This window comes from Amycolatopsis sp. NPDC104863, from assembly GCF_055582965.1.
The window spans coordinates 527,843-544,222 of record NZ_JBVJOW010000009.1 but is presented as its reverse complement, the minus strand read 5'-3'; the positions used below and the strand labels follow the sequence as shown (position 1 = coordinate 544,222).

The following is a 16,380-nucleotide window of genomic DNA, read 5'->3' as shown; positions in this document are numbered from 1 at the left end:
ATCCCCACCCGAAAGTGGTTCAGCGTTCGACTTGCATGTGTTAAGCACGCCGCCAGCGTTCGTCCTGAGCCAGGATCAAACTCTCCAACAATGAATAGTTTAATCGAGGCAATTTCTTGCTTCTCAAAGGAAACCCCGACGAGGGGGTTTCAAATATAAGCTCTACTGGCTTAGTTCACTAGCACACTGTTGAGTTCTCAAGCAACACACCTCGAGTCCGCCGCGATCAGGCGGCTCGCTCGAAGCGAGTCATTCCTAGCAGTTTGTGTGGGACACCCACTCAATCGCCTCAGGCGAGAGCTTGGTTCGTGTCCCGGCGGCCACCCGGTTTCCCTGGCGACTTGGAGAACTTTACACCCCGGGAGGAGGCCCGAAACAGGGGGGTACCTTAACCGCGTTCCCGCAGGTCAGGCCCCTGTTTCGGACCACCCGAGCCGGTCAGCCGCCGAGCGCGACGCCGGCGACGTTCCGCTTGCCCTTGCGGACGACGAGCCACTTGCCGTGCAGGGCGTCGCCCGGCGCCGGCTTCCACTCCTCGTCCGCGATCTTCACGTTGTTGACGTACGCGCCGCCCTCCTTGAGCGTGCGGCGCGCGGCGCCCTTGCTGTCCACCAGTCCCCCGGCGAGCAGCAGGTCGACGATCGTCGCGTCCCCGGACGGGTCGACCTTGCCGTTCGGCACCTCGGCCATCGCCGCGTCGAGGGTGCGTTCGTCCAGCTCGCCGAGCTCGCCGCGGCCGAACAGCGCCTGGCTGGCGTTGATGACCTGCCGGGTCTGCTCCTCGCCGTGGACGAGGATCGTGAACTCCTCCGCCAGCCGCTTTTGCGCGGCCCGCAGGTGCGGACGCTGCTCGGTGTCCTCGGCCAGCGAAGCGATCTCCTCCTGGCTCAGGAACGTGAACATCCGCAGGTAGCGGATCACGTCGGCGTCGCCGACGTTCACGAAGTACTGGTACCAGGCGTACGGCGAGGTCATCTCCGGGTCGAGCCAGAGGTTCCCGCCGCCGGTGGACTTGCCGAACTTGCGGCCCTCGGCGTCGGTGACCAGCGGCGCGGTCAGCGCGTGCGCGCCCGCGGCGTCGGTCCGGCGGATCAGGTCGACCCCGCCGACGAGGTTGCCCCACTGGTCGGACCCGCCGACCTGCAGCTTGCAGCCGTACTTGCGGTGCAGCTGCAGGTAGTCCTGCGACTGCAGCAGCAGGTAGCTGAACTCGGTGTACGACATGCCGTCGCCCTCGAGCCGCCGCTTCACGGTCTCCCGGTTCAGCATGACGTTGATCGAGAAGTGCTTCCCGACGTCGCGCAGGAACTCCAGCGCGGTCTGCTGCCCGGTCCAGTTGAGGTTGTTCTCGACGATCGCGCCGGTCGGCGAGTCGTCGAAGTCGACGAACCGCTCGAGCTGGCCGCGGATGCGCCCGGCCCAGTCGGCGACGACGTCGAGCGTGTTCAGCGTGCGCTCACCGGTGTCGCGCGGATCGCCGATCATCCCGGTCGCGCCGCCGGCCAGCACGATCGGCCGGTGCCCGGCGCGCTGGAAGCGCTTCAGCATGAGCAGCGGGACCAGGTTGCCGGCGTGCAGGCTGGGCGCGGTCGGGTCGAAGCCGCAATAGAGCGTCACGGGACCCTGGTCGAGCTCGCGCCGGAGGGCGTCGATGTCGGTGGACTGCGCGATGAGGCCGCGCCAGGTCAGCTCGTCGAGGATGTGTTCGCTCACGCCTGTAGATCCTCCCGCACCAGGTCAACCGACTAACTGGCGGGTCGGACCCGGCGCTTCCCGCCGCGGCGGTAGGTGGACACGGCCGCCGAGGCGCCGTCCCAGAACCGCCAGGGTGTGTCGATCGCCGTCGCGACGCCGACGCGGGGGCCGACCCGGATGCGTTCGACCGGCACGCGCTCGCCGACGCGCAGCCGGACCGGGGACGCCGGGTCGGTCAGGTCGACGCCGTTCTGCGCCCGGTCGATGCGCAGCACCGAGGTGAGGATGGCGGGGCCCTTCGCGAGCTCACCGGTCCCCCGTGCGGCCGGCCGTCGCTTGCGCACGACGTCGAGGCCTTCGACGACTTCGCCGGCGCGGAGCAGCACCGCGCCGGGCATGTCCTCGTGGGTGCCGACGACGTTCGCGCAGAAGTGCATCCCGTAGACGAAGTACACGTACAGGTGGCCCGCGGGCCCCCACATCACGGCGTTGCGCGGGGTGCGGCCGCGGTAGCAGTGCGACGCCGGATCGTCCTCGCCGCGGTAGGCCTCGACCTCCACGAGCCGGACGCCGACCGTGCCGTCGGGGCCGTCGGCCTCCAGGACCGAGCCGAGCAGCAGGTGGGCCAGGTCGACCGGGTCGAGCGCGAGCTCCTCGCGGGTGAACAACCGGCCTGCTTCGCCGCTCAAGCGCGCTCCTCCCTCGAAATCTTCCCGATCAGCCTAACCCTTGAGCGATCGCTCAAACTTCTCTACAGTCGATTTGAGCAGTCGCTCAAACTCTGAGGGGAGCCGAGATGAAGGCGCTGTACGTCGAGACCGTGATCCGCACGGACCTGGAAACGCTCTGGCAGCACACGCAGGACCCGGCCCTGCACCGGCGCTGGGACCTGCGCTTCACCGACATCAGCCCGCTGGCCCGGCCCGGCGGCCACTTCCGCTACGAGTCCCGGTTCCTCGGGGTGGTGGTCACCGGTGTCGGCGTGAGCGCGGCGTCACGCACCTGGCCGGACGGCTCGCGCACCTCGGTGCTGCGGTTCGCCTCCGCCGACCCGCTGTCGCTGATCAGCGCGGGCGCCGGGTTCTGGCGCTACACGCCGGTGGACGGCGGCGTCCGGTTCGTCACCGGCTTCGACTACGGCACCCGCTGGGGACGCTTCGGACACCTCGCCGACCGGGTGTTCCGGCCGGCCTTCGGCTGGCTGACGGCCTGGTCGTTCGACCGGCTGCGGCTCTGGCTGGAGACCGGGACCCCACCGGAAGCGCAGCCCCTGACCGCGCCCTCGGCCACCCGCTGCGTGCGGACCCGGCCGCGTGACCGCGTCGAGGGCCGGATCGGGGTGCCGGCGTGAGCGTCTTCGAGCGCGCGCTCGGCGCGGACTTCGCCGACCTGCACCCCCGCGTCCGGGAACGGCTCGCCCTCACCGGCGGGCGCGGCATGGTCGGCCACGGCGTGATGGACCGGATCTGGCGCGGCCCCGCCTTCGTGCTGCCGTTCCTGTGGCTCGGCTCGACGCGCCACATCCTCTTCCCCGACTGCGGCCGGAACGTGCCGTTCACCATCGAGAACTACCCGTACGTGGACCGGAACGGCCGCGAAACCGTGTCCTTCGTGCGCACCTTCGAGTTCCCCCGGCGCCGGCGGCGTTTCGACGCGCAGATGGTGCACAGTCCCGGGCGCGGGCTCGTCGACTACCTCGGGACGCACCAGCACCTGGCCGTCGACCTCGCGGTGTCGGTGCGCCCGGACGGCGGGTTCCGGATCCGCACCGGCGAGTTCCGGCTGCACGAGGGCCCGGTCCGCAGCGGGCTGCCGCGGGTGCTCACCGGGACCGCACAGGTCGACGAGTGGTTCGACGCGGCCAGTGGCGACTTCCGGATCGAGGTCGCCGTGGTCAACCCGCGCTTCGGGCCGGTGTTCGGGTACGAAGGCCGGTTCAGCGCCCGGTTCGTCGACGTCCGGGCCGGAGTCGGCGGTGCGGTGAAGCCGCTCCGTGAGAGGGTCATGGGGTGACGGGCCGGAGCTCCAGTTCGCAGGACACGAAGCAGCGGCTCGTGGACGGCGTGCTGGACGTCATCCGGCGCCAGGGCATCACGGCCGTCTCGGCGCGGTCGGCCGCCGCCGCCGCAGGCGCGAACCAGGCGCTGGTCTTCTACCACTTCGGCAGCGTCGAGGAGCTCGTCGCGCAGGCCTGCATCCTCGCGACCGAAGCCCGCGTTTCGGTTTACCGTGAACGGTTCGCCGCCGTGACCACGGTCCGCGACCTGCTGGAGCTCGGCCGCGAGATCCGCGTCGCCGAGCGCGCGGAGGGCAACCTGGCCGTGCTGGCCCAGACGCTCGCCGGGGCGCAGGGCAGCGAGCGGCTCGCCGAAGCGACCCGCGAGGGCCTGGACAAGTGGATCACCGAGGTCCGGACGGCCCTCGAGCGTGTGCTCGACGGGTCGCCGCTGGCCGAGCTGGCGGACCCCGCCGGGCTCGCCCACGCCGTGTCGTCCGGGTTTCTCGGGCTCTCGCTGTTCGAGACCGTCGACCCCGACGGCGCCGAGCAGGCGGTCACCGCGCTGGAGCAGCTCGCCGTGCTCGTCGACGTCCTCGACGGGCTCGGCCCGGTGGCCACGCGGGCCGTCCGGGCCAAGCTCCGCAAGTCCCTCAGTTGAGCCACTGGCGGGCCGCGGTGACCCGCTCTTCCAGCCGGGCGCGCTGCTCGGCCACGCGCTCCGGCGCCGTGCCGCCCCGGGCGTTGCGGGACTTCACCGAGCCTTCGACGGTCAGGACCGCGCGCACCTCGGGCGTGAGCGACGGGTTGATCTTCTCGAACTCCTCGTCGGTCAGCTCGTCCAGGCCGACGCCGCGGGACTCGGCGACGCGGACGCTTTCCCCCGCCGCTTCGTGCGCGACGCGGAACGGGACGCCTTGGCGCACCAGCCATTCGGCGATGTCCGTGGCCAGCGTGAACCCGGCCGGGGCCAGCTCGGCGAGCCGGTCGGTGTGGAAGGTCAGCGTCGCCAGCATGCCGGCGATCGCCGGGAACAGGAGCTCGAGCTGCTCGACCGAGTCGAACACCGGCTCCTTGTCCTCCTGCAGGTCGCGGTTGTAGGCCAGCGGCTGCGCCTTCAGCGTGGCCAGCAGGCCGGTGAGGTTGCCGATCAGCCGGCCCGCCTTGCCCCGCGTCAGCTCCGCGACGTCGGGGTTCTTCTTCTGCGGCATGATCGAGCTGCCGGTGGCCCAGGCGTCGTCGAGCGTCACGTAGCCGAACTCGGCGGTGTTCCAGATGATCACCTCTTCGGCGATCCGGGACAGGTTCACCGACAGCATCGCGACGGCGAAGGCGAACTCGGCGACGAAGTCACGCGAAGCCGTGCCGTCGATGGAGTTCTCGACACTCGTGGCGAACCCCAGCTCCGCGGCGACCGCCTCCGGGTCGAGCCCCAGCGACGAACCGGCGAGCGCGCCCGAGCCGTACGGGGACTCGGCGGTGCGGGTGTCCCAGTCCTGCAGCCGCGAGACGTCGCGCAGCAGCGCCTGGCCGTGGGCCATCAGGTGGTGCGCGAGCAGCACCGGCTGGGCGTGCTGCAGGTGCGTACGGCCGGGCAGGATCGCGTCCGGGTGCCGCTTCGCCTGCGACACCAGCGCGTCGACGACGTCGAGCGTGCCCGCGACGACCCGGCGGGCGGCGTCCCGCAGCCACATCCGGAACAGCGTGGCCACCTGGTCGTTGCGCGAGCGGCCGGCGCGCAGCTTGCCGCCGAGCTCGGTGCCGGCCCGCTCGAGGAGGCCGCGTTCGAGGGCCGTGTGCACGTCCTCGTCGGCGATCGTCGGGGTGAACGCCCCCGCCGCGACGTCCTGGGCGAGCGTGTCGAGCGCGGCCAGCATGCCGCTCAGCTCGGCCTCGGTGAGCAGGCCCGCCTTGCTCAGCACGCGGGCGTGCGCGCGGGACCCGGCGATGTCGTAGGGCGCCAGGCGCCAGTCGAAGTGCGTCGACGCGCTCAGCGCCGCCATGGCCTCCGCCGGACCGCTGGCGAACCGGCCGCCCCACAGCTGCACCGGCTGCTCGTTCCCGCTCACTGTTCTCGCTTCTCCTCGGTGTTCGTGTGTTCAGGCGACCGTGATCCGGCCGTCGTACAGGACCAGGCGGACACTGGCATATCCGCGGCCGGTCCGCCGTTCGAGTGCGGCGCACGCTTCGCCGCGGCCGATCCGCTGCGCCTCACCTCGTGCGCGCAGCATCCGGTGCGCTTCGGCGACGGAGACGGTCTCTCCGTCGATCGCCACCGGGACCCCGCGGTCGAAGGTGACCACGACCTCGTCCGGCGCGAGGAATTCGCCCTCAGCCGGGAAGAAGTCGCCGATCATGGTGTACCTTCGTCCGCCGATCGCTGGGCGAGCGCGGCGAAGCGTTCGGCCAAACCCTTGCCCGTCAACGGTTCCCGCGCGATCACGGCCACCGTGTCGTCGCCCGCGATCGAGCCGACGACCTCTTCCAGCGCCGCCCGGTCGACGGCGCTGGCCAGGAACTGCGCCGCGCCGGGCGGGGTCCTCAGCACGGTCAGGTTGCCCGACGAGTCGGCCGAGACCATCAGCTCCGCCAGCAGTCGCGAGAGCCGCGAAGTGCCGCCCTGCACCCCGCGCAGGGGGTTGCCGTCCTCGGGGATGACGTAGACCGGCGCGCCGGAGTCCGGGCCGCGCAGCTTGACCGCGCCGAGCTCGTCGAGGTCACGCGACAGCGTCGCCTGCGTGACGTCGATGCCCTCGGCGGCCAGCAGCTTCGCGAGCTCGGTCTGGCTGCGGATGGTCATGGTGGCCACCAGCTCGGTGATCCGCGCCTGGCGGCCCACCCGGCTGCTGGTCATCGCCGGCTCTCTTCGAACAGCCAGACGAGCAGCGCCTTCTGCGCGTGCAGGCGGTTTTCGGCCTCGTCCCACACCGCGCTGGCCGGGCCGTCGAGCACCTCGTCGGTGATCTCCCAGCCGCGGTGCGCCGGCAGGCAGTGCAGCACGATCGCGTCTTCGGCGGCCTTCTTCAGCAGCTCCGTGTTGACCTGCAGGGCGCGGAACGGGCCGACCCGGTCGAGCCCGTCGTTCTCCTGTCCCATCGACGTCCACGTGTCGGTGACGAGCACGTCCGCGCCGTCGACGGCCGCGTACGGGTCGGTGAACACGGTGGCGCTGCCGCCGGTCTCGTGCCCGCGCTTCTTCGCGTCGAGCATGACGCCCTGGTCCGGCTGGAAGCCGACCGGCGAGACGACCCGGACGTGCATCCCGGCCGTCGTCCCGCTGAGCAGCAGCGAGTGCGCCATGTTGTTGGCGCCGTCACCGAGGTAGACGAGGGTGAGGCCCTCGAGCTTCCCCTTGCGCTCGCGGATCGTCATCAGGTCGGTGAGCGCCTGGCACGGGTGGAACTCGTCGGTGAGCGCGTTGACCACGGGGATCGACGCGGCCGAGGCCATCGCCTCGATGCGCTTCTGCGCGAAGGTCCGCCACACGATGCCGTCCACGTACCGCGAGAGCACGCGCGAAGTGTCCTCGATGGTCTCTTCGCGGCCGAGCTGCATCGACCGGCCGTCGACGATCACCGGGTGCCCGCCGAGCTGGCTGATGCCCACCTCGAACGAGAACCGGGTGCGGGTCGAGTTCTTCTCGAAGATCGCCGTGATGGACCGCCCGGCCAGCGCCTTGTTGCCGAGCGGATCGGCCTTCAGCGCGTCCGCGAGGTCGAGGATGGCCTTCTGCTCGGCGGGACTGACGTCGTCGTCGCGGAGGAAGTGGCGGAGCATCAGTCGGAGTCCTTCGTGGTGGAGTCGAGTGCGGTCGGGAGGGCCGCGAGGAAGCCGTCGGCCTGCTCGCCGTCGAGCACGAGCGGGGGCGCGAGCCGGATGGTGTCCGCGGCGACGGGGTTGACGAGGTAACCGGCGTCCTGCGCGGCCTTGGCGACCGCCGCCGAGACGGGCTCGCGCAGTGCGATGCCGAGCAGTAGCCCGGCGCCGCGGACCCCGGCGACGAGCGGGTGGCCCAGCGCCTCGACGCCGGCCGCGATGTCCTTGCCCAGCGCGGAGACGTGGTCGAGGAGGTTGTCCGCGGCGATCGTCTTCAGCACGGCCAGGCCGGCCGCGCAGCACACCGGGTTGCCGCCGAAGGTGGTGCCGTGCTGGCCGGGCTTGAGCAGCTCGCCCGCCGCGCCGACGCCGATCACCGCGCCCAGCGGCAACCCGCCGCCGATGCCCTTCGCCAGCGTGATGACGTCCGGCACGATGCCGGCCTGCTGGTAGCCGAACCAGGTGCCGAGCCGGCCGAGACCGGTCTGCACCTCGTCGAGCACGAGCAGCGTGCCGGTGGCCTTGGTGATCTCGCGGGCGGCCTGCAGGTAGCCGTCCGGCGCCGGGATCACGCCCGCTTCGCCGAGGACCGGCTCCAGGAACACGGCCGCAGTGTCGGTGTCGACGGCCGCCTTGAGCGCCTCGACGTCCCCGTACGGCACGTGCTCGACACCGGGCACCAGCGGCTTGAACGGGTCGCGCTTGCCGGGCTGGCCGGTGAGCGTCAGCGCGCCCATGGTCCGGCCGTGGAACGCGCCTTCGGCCGCGACCACCTTGGTGCGCCCGGTCAGCCGGCTGATCTTCAGCGCGGCTTCGTTGGCCTCGGCGCCGGAGTTGACGAACAGCACCTTGCCGTTGCCGGTGAGCCCGGCGACGTCGAGCAGCGCCTCGGCGAGCTCCACGGCGACCGGGTTGACGTACAGGTTCGAGGTGTGGCCGAGCTGCTTGATCTGCTCGGTGACGGCGTCGACGATCGCCGGGTGGGCGTGGCCGAGCGCGTTGACAGCAATGCCGCCGACCAGGTCGACGTAGGCCTTGCCGTCGGCGTCCCACACCTTCGCGCCTTCACCGCGCACGAGCGTCAGCGCCGGGGTGCCGTAGTTGTCCATGACGGCGGACTGCCAGTGCCGCTGGCCATCCACATTGGACTTGAGGTCGGTCACGGGAGCTCCGTTTCGGGGAAGACCATGGTTCCGACACCACGGGAGGTGAAGACCTCCAGCAGCACCGAGTGGGCGAGGCGGCCGTCGATCACGTGCGCCCGGCGCACGCCGCCGCGGATGGCGCGCACGCACGCCTCCATCTTCGGGATCATGCCGCTGGCCAGGCTGGGCAGCATCGGCTCGAGGTGGTCGACGCGGATGCGGTCGATCAGCGACGACCGGTCCGGCCAGTTCGCGTACAGGCCTTCGACGTCGGTGAGCACCACGAGCTTTTCGGCGCCCAGCGCGGCCGCGAGCGCGCCGGCGGCCGTGTCGGCGTTGACGTTGTGCACCACACCCTCGACGTCCGGGGCGACCGTGGACACCACCGGGATGCGCCCGGCGTTGACGATGTCGAGCACGGCGTCCGGGTTGACCTCGGCGACCTCGCCGACCAGGCCGATGTCGACCTGCTCACCGTCCACAGTGGCCTGTTTGCGCTCGGCGGTGAACAGCCGGGCGTCCTCGCCGGAGATGCCGACCGCGTACGGGCCGTGGGCGTTGATCAGCCCGACCAGCTCGCGGCTGACCTGCCCGGTGAGCACCATCCGGACGATGTCCATCGTCTCCGGTGTGGTGACGCGAAGGCCGCCCTTGAACTCGCCTTCGACCCCGAGGCGGGTGAGCATCGCGGTGATCTGCGGGCCGCCGCCGTGCACGACGACCGGGCGCAGGCCGGCCAGCCGGAGGAACACCATGTCCTCGGCGAAGGCCGCCTTCAGGCTGTCGTCGATCATCGCGTTGCCGCCGTACTTGATCACGACGGTGGCGCCGTGGAACCGCTGCAGCCACGGCAGCGCCTCGATGAGCACCCCGGCCTTCTCGGCCGCCGTCGCGAGTCTTTCGTCCGCGGAAATCAGTGCCTCCTGGGTCATGAGGAGTACGCGCTGTTCTCTTCGACGTAACCGTGCGAAAGGTCCGTGGTGTAGATGGTCGCCGCGCTCGCGCCGACGCCGAGGTCGACGACGATCGTGATGGCGCGGCCGGTGAGGTCGGCTTCCGACCGGTCGGAGGCGGGCACGCCCTGCGCGAACAGGGTGACGCCGTTGATCGCGATCGACACCGTCTCCGGGTCGATGCGGGCCGGGACCCGGCCGAGTGCCATCGCGATCCGGCCCCAGTTCGGGTCGGAGCCGAACAGCGCCGTCTTGACCAGGTTGTCCTCGGCGATGGTGCGCGCGACCGCGATCGCGTCGGCCTCGGACGCCGCGCCCTGCACGGTGACGTCGACGTCCTTCGTCGCGCCCTCGGAGTCCGCGCGCAGCTGCAGCACCAGGTCGTGGCTCACGGTGGTGAGCAGTTCGGTGAGCTCCGCCTCGGTGGGTTCGACCCCGCTCGCGCCGGAGGCCAGGACCAGGACGGTGTCGTTGGTGGACGTGCCGCCGTCGACGTCGAGCCGGTCGAAGGTGACGTGGGTGGCCGCGCGCAGGGCGCGGTCGAGGGTTTCCTTGTCCACCACGGCGTCGGTGGTCAGCACCGACAGCATGGTGGCGAGGTTCGGCGCGAGCATGCCCGCGCCCTTGGCGAACCCGCCGACGCTCCAGCCGCCTGCGTGCTTCGCGAAGGCCTGCTTGGGTTTGCTGTCGGTGGTCATCACGCCGGTGGCGGCGTTCAGGCTCGCCTCGGCGCCGGTGTCGAGGGCCTTGACCGCACTGTCCACTCCGGACAGGACCGCGGCCATCGGCAGCCGTTCGCCGATCAGCCCGGTGGAGCAGACGGCGACCTCGATCGCGCCCGCCTCCAGGGCTTCGGCGACCTTCTCGGCCGTGGCGTGGGTGTCCTGGAAGCCGCCCGGCCCGGTGGCCGCGTTCGCGCCGCCCGAGTTGAGGACGACGGCCTTGAGGCGCTGCTGCTTGAGCACCTCCTGCGACCACAGGACGGGCGCGGCCTTGATGACGTTGCGGGTGAAGACGCCCGCCGCGACGTCCAGCGGGCCGTCGTTGACGACCAGCGTGAGGTCGAGCGCGCCGGAGGCCTTGATCCCGGCGGCGACGCCGGCGGCGCGGAAGCCCTGGGGGCCGGTGACGGTCACGGTGCCACTCCTACGGTCGAAAGGCCGGTGGTCTCGGGGAAGCCGAGAGCCAGGTTCATCGACTGGACGGCGCCGCCGGCGGTCCCCTTGGTCAGGTTGTCGATCGCCGCGACGACGACCAGGCGGCGCGCGTCGGTGTCGACGGTGACCTGCAGCTGGACGTTGTTCGAGCCGAGCGTCGCCGACGTCGTCGGCCAGGCGCCCGCGGGCAGCAGCTGGACGAACGGCTCCGCGTCGTAGGCCTTCTCGTACGCGGCGCGGGCGGCGGCCTCGTCGACGTCGTCCTTCAGCGGGGCGCTCGCCGTGGTGAGGATGCCGCGCGGCATCGGCGCGAGCACCGGGGTGAAGGACACGGTGACCTTCTCCCCCGCGACGGCCGAGAGGTTCTGCGCGAACTCCGGGGTGTGGCGGTGGGCGCCGCCGACGCCGTACGCGCTCGCGGAGCCCATGACCTCGGAGCCGAGCAGGTTCGGCTTGAGGCTCTTGCCCGCGCCGGAGGTGCCGGTGACCGCGACGACCGTGACGTCCGGGGTGATCAGGCCCGCGGCGAAGGCGGGCGCGAGGGCCAGCGAGCCGCCGGTCGGGAAGCAGCCGGGCACGGCGACGCGCTTGGCGCCGACCAGCTTCTCGCGGGCGCCGGGCAGCTCGGGCAGGCCGTACGGCCACTGGCCGGCGTGGTCGCCGCCGTACCAGCGCTGCCAGTCGCCGGCGTCGGCGAGGCGGTGGTCGGCGCCGAGGTCGACGACCAGGACGTCCGGGCCCAGCTGCGCCGCGATCTCGGCCGAGTGCCCGTGGGGCAGGGCCAGGAACACGACGTCGTGGCCGGCGAGGGTCTCCGGTGTCGTCTCGGCGAGGACGCGGTCGGCGAGCGGGACGAGGTGGGGCTGGTGGCCGCCGAGCCGGGTGCCGGCGCTGCTGGCGGCCGTGAGCGTGCCGATTTCGACCTCGGGATGGGCCAGGAGCAGGCGCAGGAGCTCGCCGCCCGCGTACCCGCTGGCTCCGGCCACCGCGATGTTCACCGTCATACGCATGATTATGCACGCCCTTGCAAGGCTAAACAAACAGGATTCCCGGGAAGTGGTACCCGCCACCTTGGGATGCTGGACGCCATGACGGACACCCCGGCGCGGCTGCTCGGCCTGCTTTCGCTGCTCCAGACGCCGCGGGAGTGGCCGGGCAGCGAGCTGGCCGACCGGCTGGGCGTCAGCCCGCGCACGATCCGCCGCGACGTCGACCGGCTGCGTGAGCTGGGCTACCCGGTGGAGGCCAGCCGCGGGGTCGCGGGCGGGTACCGGCTGTTCGCGGGCACGGCGATGCCGCCGCTGGTGCTCGACGACGACGAAGCCGTCGCGATCGCGGTCGGGCTGCGGACCGCCGCGGGGCAGACCGTGTCCGGGATCGAGGAGGCGTCGGTGCGGGCGCTGGCCAAGCTGGAGCAGGTGCTGCCGGCCCGGCTGCGCCGCCGGGTGGGCACGATCGGCACGGCGACGGTCACGGTGCCGGCCGCCGGCCCGGTGGTCGACCCGGCCCAGCTGACGACGTTCGCCGGCGCGATCACCAACCACGAGACGGTCCGGTTCCGCTACCGCGCGAACGACGGCACCGAGACCCGCCGCCGAGCCGAGCCCCTCCGGCTGGTGGCGGCCGGCCGCCGCTGGTACCTGGTGGCGTACGACCTCGACCGGGCGGACTGGCGGGTGTTCCGCGCCGACCGGGTCCGCGACGCCCAGGCAACCGGCGGCCGCGTGGCGCCACGGAAGCCACCGGCGACGGACCTGGCGGCGTACGTCGTCGAACGGCTCTACGACCTGGCCCCGACGTACCGTGCGGTGGCGGTGCTGGCGGAACCGGCGGCCCGGGTGGGCCCCCGCCTCGGAGCGGCAGCCGACGAGCTCACCGACCTCGGCGACGGCCGGTGCCGGTGGCGGAGTCGCGGGGACACCTTGGACTGGCTGGCTTTCCGGTTGTTGGGGTTGGGGTGTGGGTTTCGGGTGGAGGAGCCGCCGGAGCTGGTGGAGCGGTTGAAGGTGCTCGCGGCTCGCGCTGCCGAGGGGGCGGGACTGCGGGAGTGACCGGCTGCCGGACAGCGGCCGGTCGGTTGCGCTTGTGCGGGCACGGAAACGCGGGAGCGGGGTGGGCAGACGCCAACCCGCACCACCGCGAAAGCGAAACTGCGCGGCTGACCGGCCGCGGGGCAGCGGCCAGCCGGTTGCGCCTTGGCGGGCGCGGAAACGCAGGAGCGAGCGGAGTGGACGCCGACCCGCGCCATCGCGAAAGCGGGACTGCGGGAGTGACCGGCCGCCGGACACCGGCCGCCGGAGCCAGCCCGGCGGACGAAACAGGCCTGGACCCCACACCCGTTGCAGGAAAAGGACTTCACTGATCGGGAGCCGGACAGCAGGCCGCCGTCCGGGCTCGGTTGAATGCAGGCGCACTTGAAACCTCCCCTGGTGGCGGTGGGCCGGCCCGGCACGGACCGGCCCACCGGTGATGGTCAGCTCGGTTCGGCTTCGTCCAGGTCCGTGCGCCTGCTCGGCGGCACCGGGAGGTAACAACCCGGGTTCTCCGGGTCGCAGCCCACGCGGGGCAGCCGGGCTCGGATGCCGCCCGGGGTGCGCTCGAAGTGCGTCGCGATCGCTGCCACGCTCTCGCCCGCTATCCAGCGGGTCTCCAGGTCCGCGTCCATCTCCTCGTTCCACGGGCGGCCCTGCTGGGCGGGCCGCCCCGCGGATCTTCGCCGCGGCGCCCGGCCGCCGCCGGTGGCGGACAGCAGGCCGTCCGTCACCAGGTCGGCGACCGTGGCCGCCACCGCGACGTCCAGGTCGAGGCTGCCCTCGGCGACCGCCTCGCCGCCGGGGCCGCCGGCTTCCAGGGTGATCATCACCCTCGTGTTCGGTTCGGCGCGGTCGTCTTCCGTCCTGGTCGAGACCACGATCCGGTAGGTGTTCTCCTGGGCCCGGACCTCGGTCCGGCGCTCTTCGATGATCGACATGCCACGAAGCTAGCGCGCACCCCCGACAATTTTCGGCCACGCCCTGCTCACGGCCGGTTTCTCTCCGCACACAACGGTGCCCCGGTCCGGGACCGGGGCACCGTCGTCAAAAGAACCGGCTCAGAAGTGCAGCAGCTGGGCCAACGTGCTCTGCTTCTCCGTCGCGGCCTTCGCCGAGCTGTCCGACTTCTGCGCGGCGGCGCCGTCGGGCACCGGCGGCGGAACCGGGCTGCACTGCGCGTCCGAGTGGTTGCCGGGCTGGCGCTTCGGCAGCTTGCCGGTGGCCAGGTAGTCGGCGATCTTGTCGTCCACACAGGACACCCCGGACAGCGAACCGGCGTGCGTCGTGCCGCCCGGCGCGCTGATCAGGCTCGAGTTCGGGAACCGCTTGCGCACCTCGAGGCTGCCCGCGTACGGCGTCGCGGCGTCGAGCTCCTCGCTGATCAGCAGCGCGCCGGCCACCTTGCGGCCGTCGATGTCCACCGGCTTGCCCGCCTTCGCCGGCCAGAACACGCACGGCGCGTTGAACCAGGCGTTGCCCCAGGTCTCGAACGGGGCCTTGAAGTGGGTGATCCAGTTGTCGATCCGCCACTGGTTCCAGTTGGTCGGCCACTGCACGTCGGTGCACTGCACCCCGAGGTAGACGGCGAACCCGTTGTCGTCACCGGGCGGGTTCGAGTCGTCGTAGAGCGCCTTCAGCGTCTGCCAGTCACCCTTGTGGACGTAACCGTCGAAGGCCTTGGCCATGTCGACCCAGCCGAAGACGTAGTAGCCGGCCTGCAGGAAGACGTCGGTCCACTCGTCACCGCCGATGACGCCGCCCGCCGGGTTCTTGGCGAGCTTGCGCTGCGTGTCGTACCAGAGCTTCTCGACGGCGGCGCCGGTCTTGCCGAGGTGGTAGACGTTGTCGTAGGACGCCAGCCAGTCGAAGTAGATCTTGATGTTCTTGTCGAACGCGACGTCCTGGTCGAGGTTGGCCTGGTACCAGACCTTCCGCGGGTCGACGTTGCCGTCCAGCACCATCCGGCGGACGTTCTTCGGGTACAGCGTGCTGTACACCTGGCCGAGGTAGGTGCCGTAGGAGAAGCCGTAGTAGTTGATCTGCTTCTCGCCCAGCGCCTTGCGCAGGCTGTCCATGTCCTGCGCGACGTCGGTCGTCTTGATGTGGTCGAGGATCGCGCCGTTCTTGCGGCACGCCTGCGCGTAACCCTTCGAACGGTCGAGCCAGGTCTTCTCCAGCTTCGGCGTGGTCGGCACGTACGCCGGCCGGTTGTAGCTGAAGTAGTTCCCGTCGCAGCTGATCGACGGCTTGCTGGACCCGACGCCCCGCGGGTCGAAGCCGATCCAGTCGTAGTTGTCCCCCGCGTGGTTCGGCACGTACTTGCCGAGCACCGAGAGCCCGAGGCCGGAACCGCCGGGGCCACCCGGGTTCACGAGCATGATCCCCTGGGACTGCGCGGTCTTGTGCTTGATCCGCGACACCGCGACGGAGACCTTCGTCCCGCCCGGCTTCGCGTAGTCCATCGGCACCTCGAGGAAGCCGCATTCGGCTCCGGCGGCCTTCAGGCTCGCCGAGTCGCAGGGCCCCCAGGCGATCGGCGCGGGGCTGAACTGCACCCCGGGGTCCGCCGAGGCGGCGGGCGCGGCGGCCATCAGCCCGGCCGCGAGCCCCGCGGCGGCGATGGCGGCAACGATTCTTTTCACAGTCGTCCTTTTCGTCCGCATTCGACAGAGTTCGCCGTATTTCGACGAAACTACCGGCAACCCTGGACAATCTCGTCGACCGCCACGAGTTCCGCCATCCGTCTTTCGTCGGAACCTGCGGGCGTCGGCGAACGCCGGAACTGTCGGTGGCCGGCAGTACGCTCCGGTCGCCGGAGCGCGACGGGAGGGGCGATGAGCGCGGACGAACAGCTGGTCAAGGCCATCCGCACCGGGTTGGCCGAGCTGGCCGACCCGGTGAAGGCGCCCGCGATGCAGGCGTACATGAAGTCGTCCCTGCCCTTCCGCGGAGTGGCGAAACCTGCGCGGAGCGTGCTTATCAAGCGGGTGCTGACCGACCGGATACTGCCCGATCGAGTGACATATTCAGCAACCGTCCTGGAGTTGTGGCGGTCGGCCGAATTTCGCGAAGAGCGGTACGCGGCGATCGATCTTTCCGGGCACCGGGCGTATCGGCCGTGGCAGGACCGGGAGCTGATCCCGATGTACGAAGAGATGATCGTCAGCGGGGCGTGGTGGGACTACGTGGACGAGCTCGCGATCCGCCGGATCGGGCCGATCCTGCGCGCCGACCGCGCCCGGGTCACGCCGACCATGCTGAGCTGGGCGGCGGACGCCGATCTGTGGCGCCGCCGGACGGCGATCATCTGCCAGGTCGGGGCCAAGGAGGAGACGGACACCGACCTGCTCACCCGGACGATCGAACCGGCGATCGGCGAGACGGAGTTCTTCCTGCGCAAGGGAATCGGCTGGGCGTTGCGCGAGTACGCGAAGACGGCGCCGGACTGGGTGCGGTCGTTCGTGGACGATCACCCGGGCCTGTCGGGCTTGTCGCGGCGGGAGGCGCTTAAGCACATCGGGTGAAGAGTCGGCGGTCGGCGCGTGTAGGGAGGGACGACACGCGTGATTGGACGGTCGACTCGCG

The 16,380-nt window shown here is 71.3% G+C and carries 17 protein-coding genes and 1 rRNA gene; 5 read left to right on the top strand and 13 right to left on the bottom strand.

All coding sequences use genetic code 11. The features are described from left to right. The 3 genes from ACZ63J_RS41290 to ACZ63J_RS41280 form a co-directional block, all read right to left on the bottom strand. Nucleotides 1-91 (bottom strand): 16S ribosomal RNA (locus tag ACZ63J_RS41290); the annotation flags it as partial. Nucleotides 92-438: 347 nt separating this feature from the next. Next, a complete protein-coding gene (tyrS, locus tag ACZ63J_RS41285; RefSeq protein ID WP_465405666.1) occupies nucleotides 439-1,713 on the bottom strand; it encodes a tyrosine--tRNA ligase in 1,275 nt (424 codons plus the stop codon). A gap of 32 nt (nucleotides 1,714-1,745) precedes the next feature. Continuing rightward, nucleotides 1,746-2,384: a DNA-3-methyladenine glycosylase gene (locus ACZ63J_RS41280; RefSeq protein ID WP_465405664.1), complete on the bottom strand. Its 639-nt coding sequence runs from the start codon at nucleotides 2,382-2,384 to the stop codon at nucleotides 1,746-1,748. Nucleotides 2,385-2,491: 107 nt separating this feature from the next. Between ACZ63J_RS41280 and ACZ63J_RS41275 the strand changes: the two genes are divergently transcribed. From ACZ63J_RS41275 to ACZ63J_RS41265, 3 genes are read left to right on the top strand one after another with little or no spacing between them, the layout of a single operon-like run. Beyond that, a complete protein-coding gene (locus ACZ63J_RS41275; RefSeq protein ID WP_465405662.1) occupies nucleotides 2,492-3,046 on the top strand; it encodes a hypothetical protein in 555 nt (184 codons plus the stop codon). Further along, the gene (locus ACZ63J_RS41270; protein ID WP_465405660.1) at nucleotides 3,043-3,708 is read left to right on the top strand and encodes a DUF4166 domain-containing protein; all 666 of its coding nucleotides are present in this window, start codon (nucleotides 3,043-3,045) and stop codon (nucleotides 3,706-3,708) included. Before ACZ63J_RS41275 ends, ACZ63J_RS41270 begins: the two co-directional genes overlap by 4 nt. Then, a complete protein-coding gene (locus ACZ63J_RS41265; RefSeq protein ID WP_465405658.1) occupies nucleotides 3,705-4,352 on the top strand; it encodes a TetR family transcriptional regulator in 648 nt (215 codons plus the stop codon). Before ACZ63J_RS41270 ends, ACZ63J_RS41265 begins: the two co-directional genes overlap by 4 nt. Here the strand turns inward: ACZ63J_RS41265 and argH are convergent. From argH to argC, 8 genes are read right to left on the bottom strand one after another with little or no spacing between them, the layout of a single operon-like run. Then, nucleotides 4,345-5,760 carry an argininosuccinate lyase gene (gene argH / locus ACZ63J_RS41260; protein ID WP_465335487.1) on the bottom strand — a complete coding sequence of 472 codons (1,416 nt, stop codon included), beginning with the start codon at nucleotides 5,758-5,760 and terminating at the stop codon, nucleotides 4,345-4,347. The genes ACZ63J_RS41265 and argH overlap by 8 nt on opposite strands. A gap of 30 nt (nucleotides 5,761-5,790) precedes the next feature. Further along, nucleotides 5,791-6,048 (bottom strand): argininosuccinate synthase, encoded by a 258-nt coding sequence (locus ACZ63J_RS41255; protein ID WP_465405656.1) that lies wholly within the window; start codon nucleotides 6,046-6,048, stop codon nucleotides 5,791-5,793. Continuing rightward, on the bottom strand, nucleotides 6,045-6,545 hold the full coding sequence (locus ACZ63J_RS41250) for an arginine repressor (RefSeq protein ID WP_465405654.1): 501 nt from the start codon (nucleotides 6,543-6,545) through the stop codon (nucleotides 6,045-6,047). The genes ACZ63J_RS41255 and ACZ63J_RS41250 overlap by 4 nt, the downstream gene beginning before the upstream one ends. Further along, nucleotides 6,542-7,468, bottom strand: coding sequence for an ornithine carbamoyltransferase (gene argF / locus ACZ63J_RS41245; protein WP_465405652.1), 927 nt, complete (start codon nucleotides 7,466-7,468; stop codon nucleotides 6,542-6,544). Before argF ends, ACZ63J_RS41250 begins: the two co-directional genes overlap by 4 nt. Further along, nucleotides 7,468-8,670, bottom strand: a complete 1,203-nt coding sequence (locus ACZ63J_RS41240; protein WP_465405650.1) for an acetylornithine transaminase — start codon at nucleotides 8,668-8,670, stop codon at nucleotides 7,468-7,470. The genes argF and ACZ63J_RS41240 overlap by 1 nt, the downstream gene beginning before the upstream one ends. Further along, complete coding sequence (argB, locus tag ACZ63J_RS41235; protein ID WP_465310190.1) at nucleotides 8,667-9,584, bottom strand: acetylglutamate kinase; 918 nt, start codon at nucleotides 9,582-9,584, stop codon at nucleotides 8,667-8,669. The genes ACZ63J_RS41240 and argB overlap by 4 nt, the downstream gene beginning before the upstream one ends. Next, nucleotides 9,581-10,741, bottom strand: coding sequence for a bifunctional glutamate N-acetyltransferase/amino-acid acetyltransferase ArgJ (gene argJ, locus ACZ63J_RS41230; protein WP_465405648.1), 1,161 nt, complete (start codon nucleotides 10,739-10,741; stop codon nucleotides 9,581-9,583). Before argJ ends, argB begins: the two co-directional genes overlap by 4 nt. Further along, the gene (gene argC, locus ACZ63J_RS41225; protein WP_465405647.1) at nucleotides 10,738-11,766 is read right to left on the bottom strand and encodes an N-acetyl-gamma-glutamyl-phosphate reductase; all 1,029 of its coding nucleotides are present in this window, start codon (nucleotides 11,764-11,766) and stop codon (nucleotides 10,738-10,740) included. Before argC ends, argJ begins: the two co-directional genes overlap by 4 nt. 84 nt (nucleotides 11,767-11,850) lie before the next feature. Here argC and ACZ63J_RS41220 point away from each other — a divergent pair, with 84 nt between their 5' ends. After that, nucleotides 11,851-12,813: a helix-turn-helix transcriptional regulator gene (locus ACZ63J_RS41220; protein WP_465405645.1), complete on the top strand. Its 963-nt coding sequence runs from the start codon at nucleotides 11,851-11,853 to the stop codon at nucleotides 12,811-12,813. Nucleotides 12,814-13,235: 422 nt separating this feature from the next. On the opposite strand, the gene ACZ63J_RS41215 is transcribed toward ACZ63J_RS41220, so the two are convergent. Together ACZ63J_RS41215 and ACZ63J_RS41210 are read right to left on the bottom strand one after the other, a co-directional pair. Beyond that, the gene (locus ACZ63J_RS41215; RefSeq protein WP_465335481.1) at nucleotides 13,236-13,733 is read right to left on the bottom strand and encodes a helix-turn-helix domain containing protein; all 498 of its coding nucleotides are present in this window, start codon (nucleotides 13,731-13,733) and stop codon (nucleotides 13,236-13,238) included. Between the two features lie 120 nt (nucleotides 13,734-13,853). Then, a complete protein-coding gene (locus ACZ63J_RS41210) occupies nucleotides 13,854-15,437 on the bottom strand; it encodes an alpha/beta hydrolase (protein WP_465405643.1) in 1,584 nt (527 codons plus the stop codon). Between the two features lie 192 nt (nucleotides 15,438-15,629). On the opposite strand from ACZ63J_RS41210, the gene ACZ63J_RS41205 reads away from it, so the two are divergent. Beyond that, nucleotides 15,630-16,319, top strand: a complete 690-nt coding sequence (locus tag ACZ63J_RS41205) for a DNA alkylation repair protein (protein ID WP_465405641.1) — start codon at nucleotides 15,630-15,632, stop codon at nucleotides 16,317-16,319. The last annotated feature ends 61 nt before the right edge of the window (nucleotides 16,320-16,380 follow it).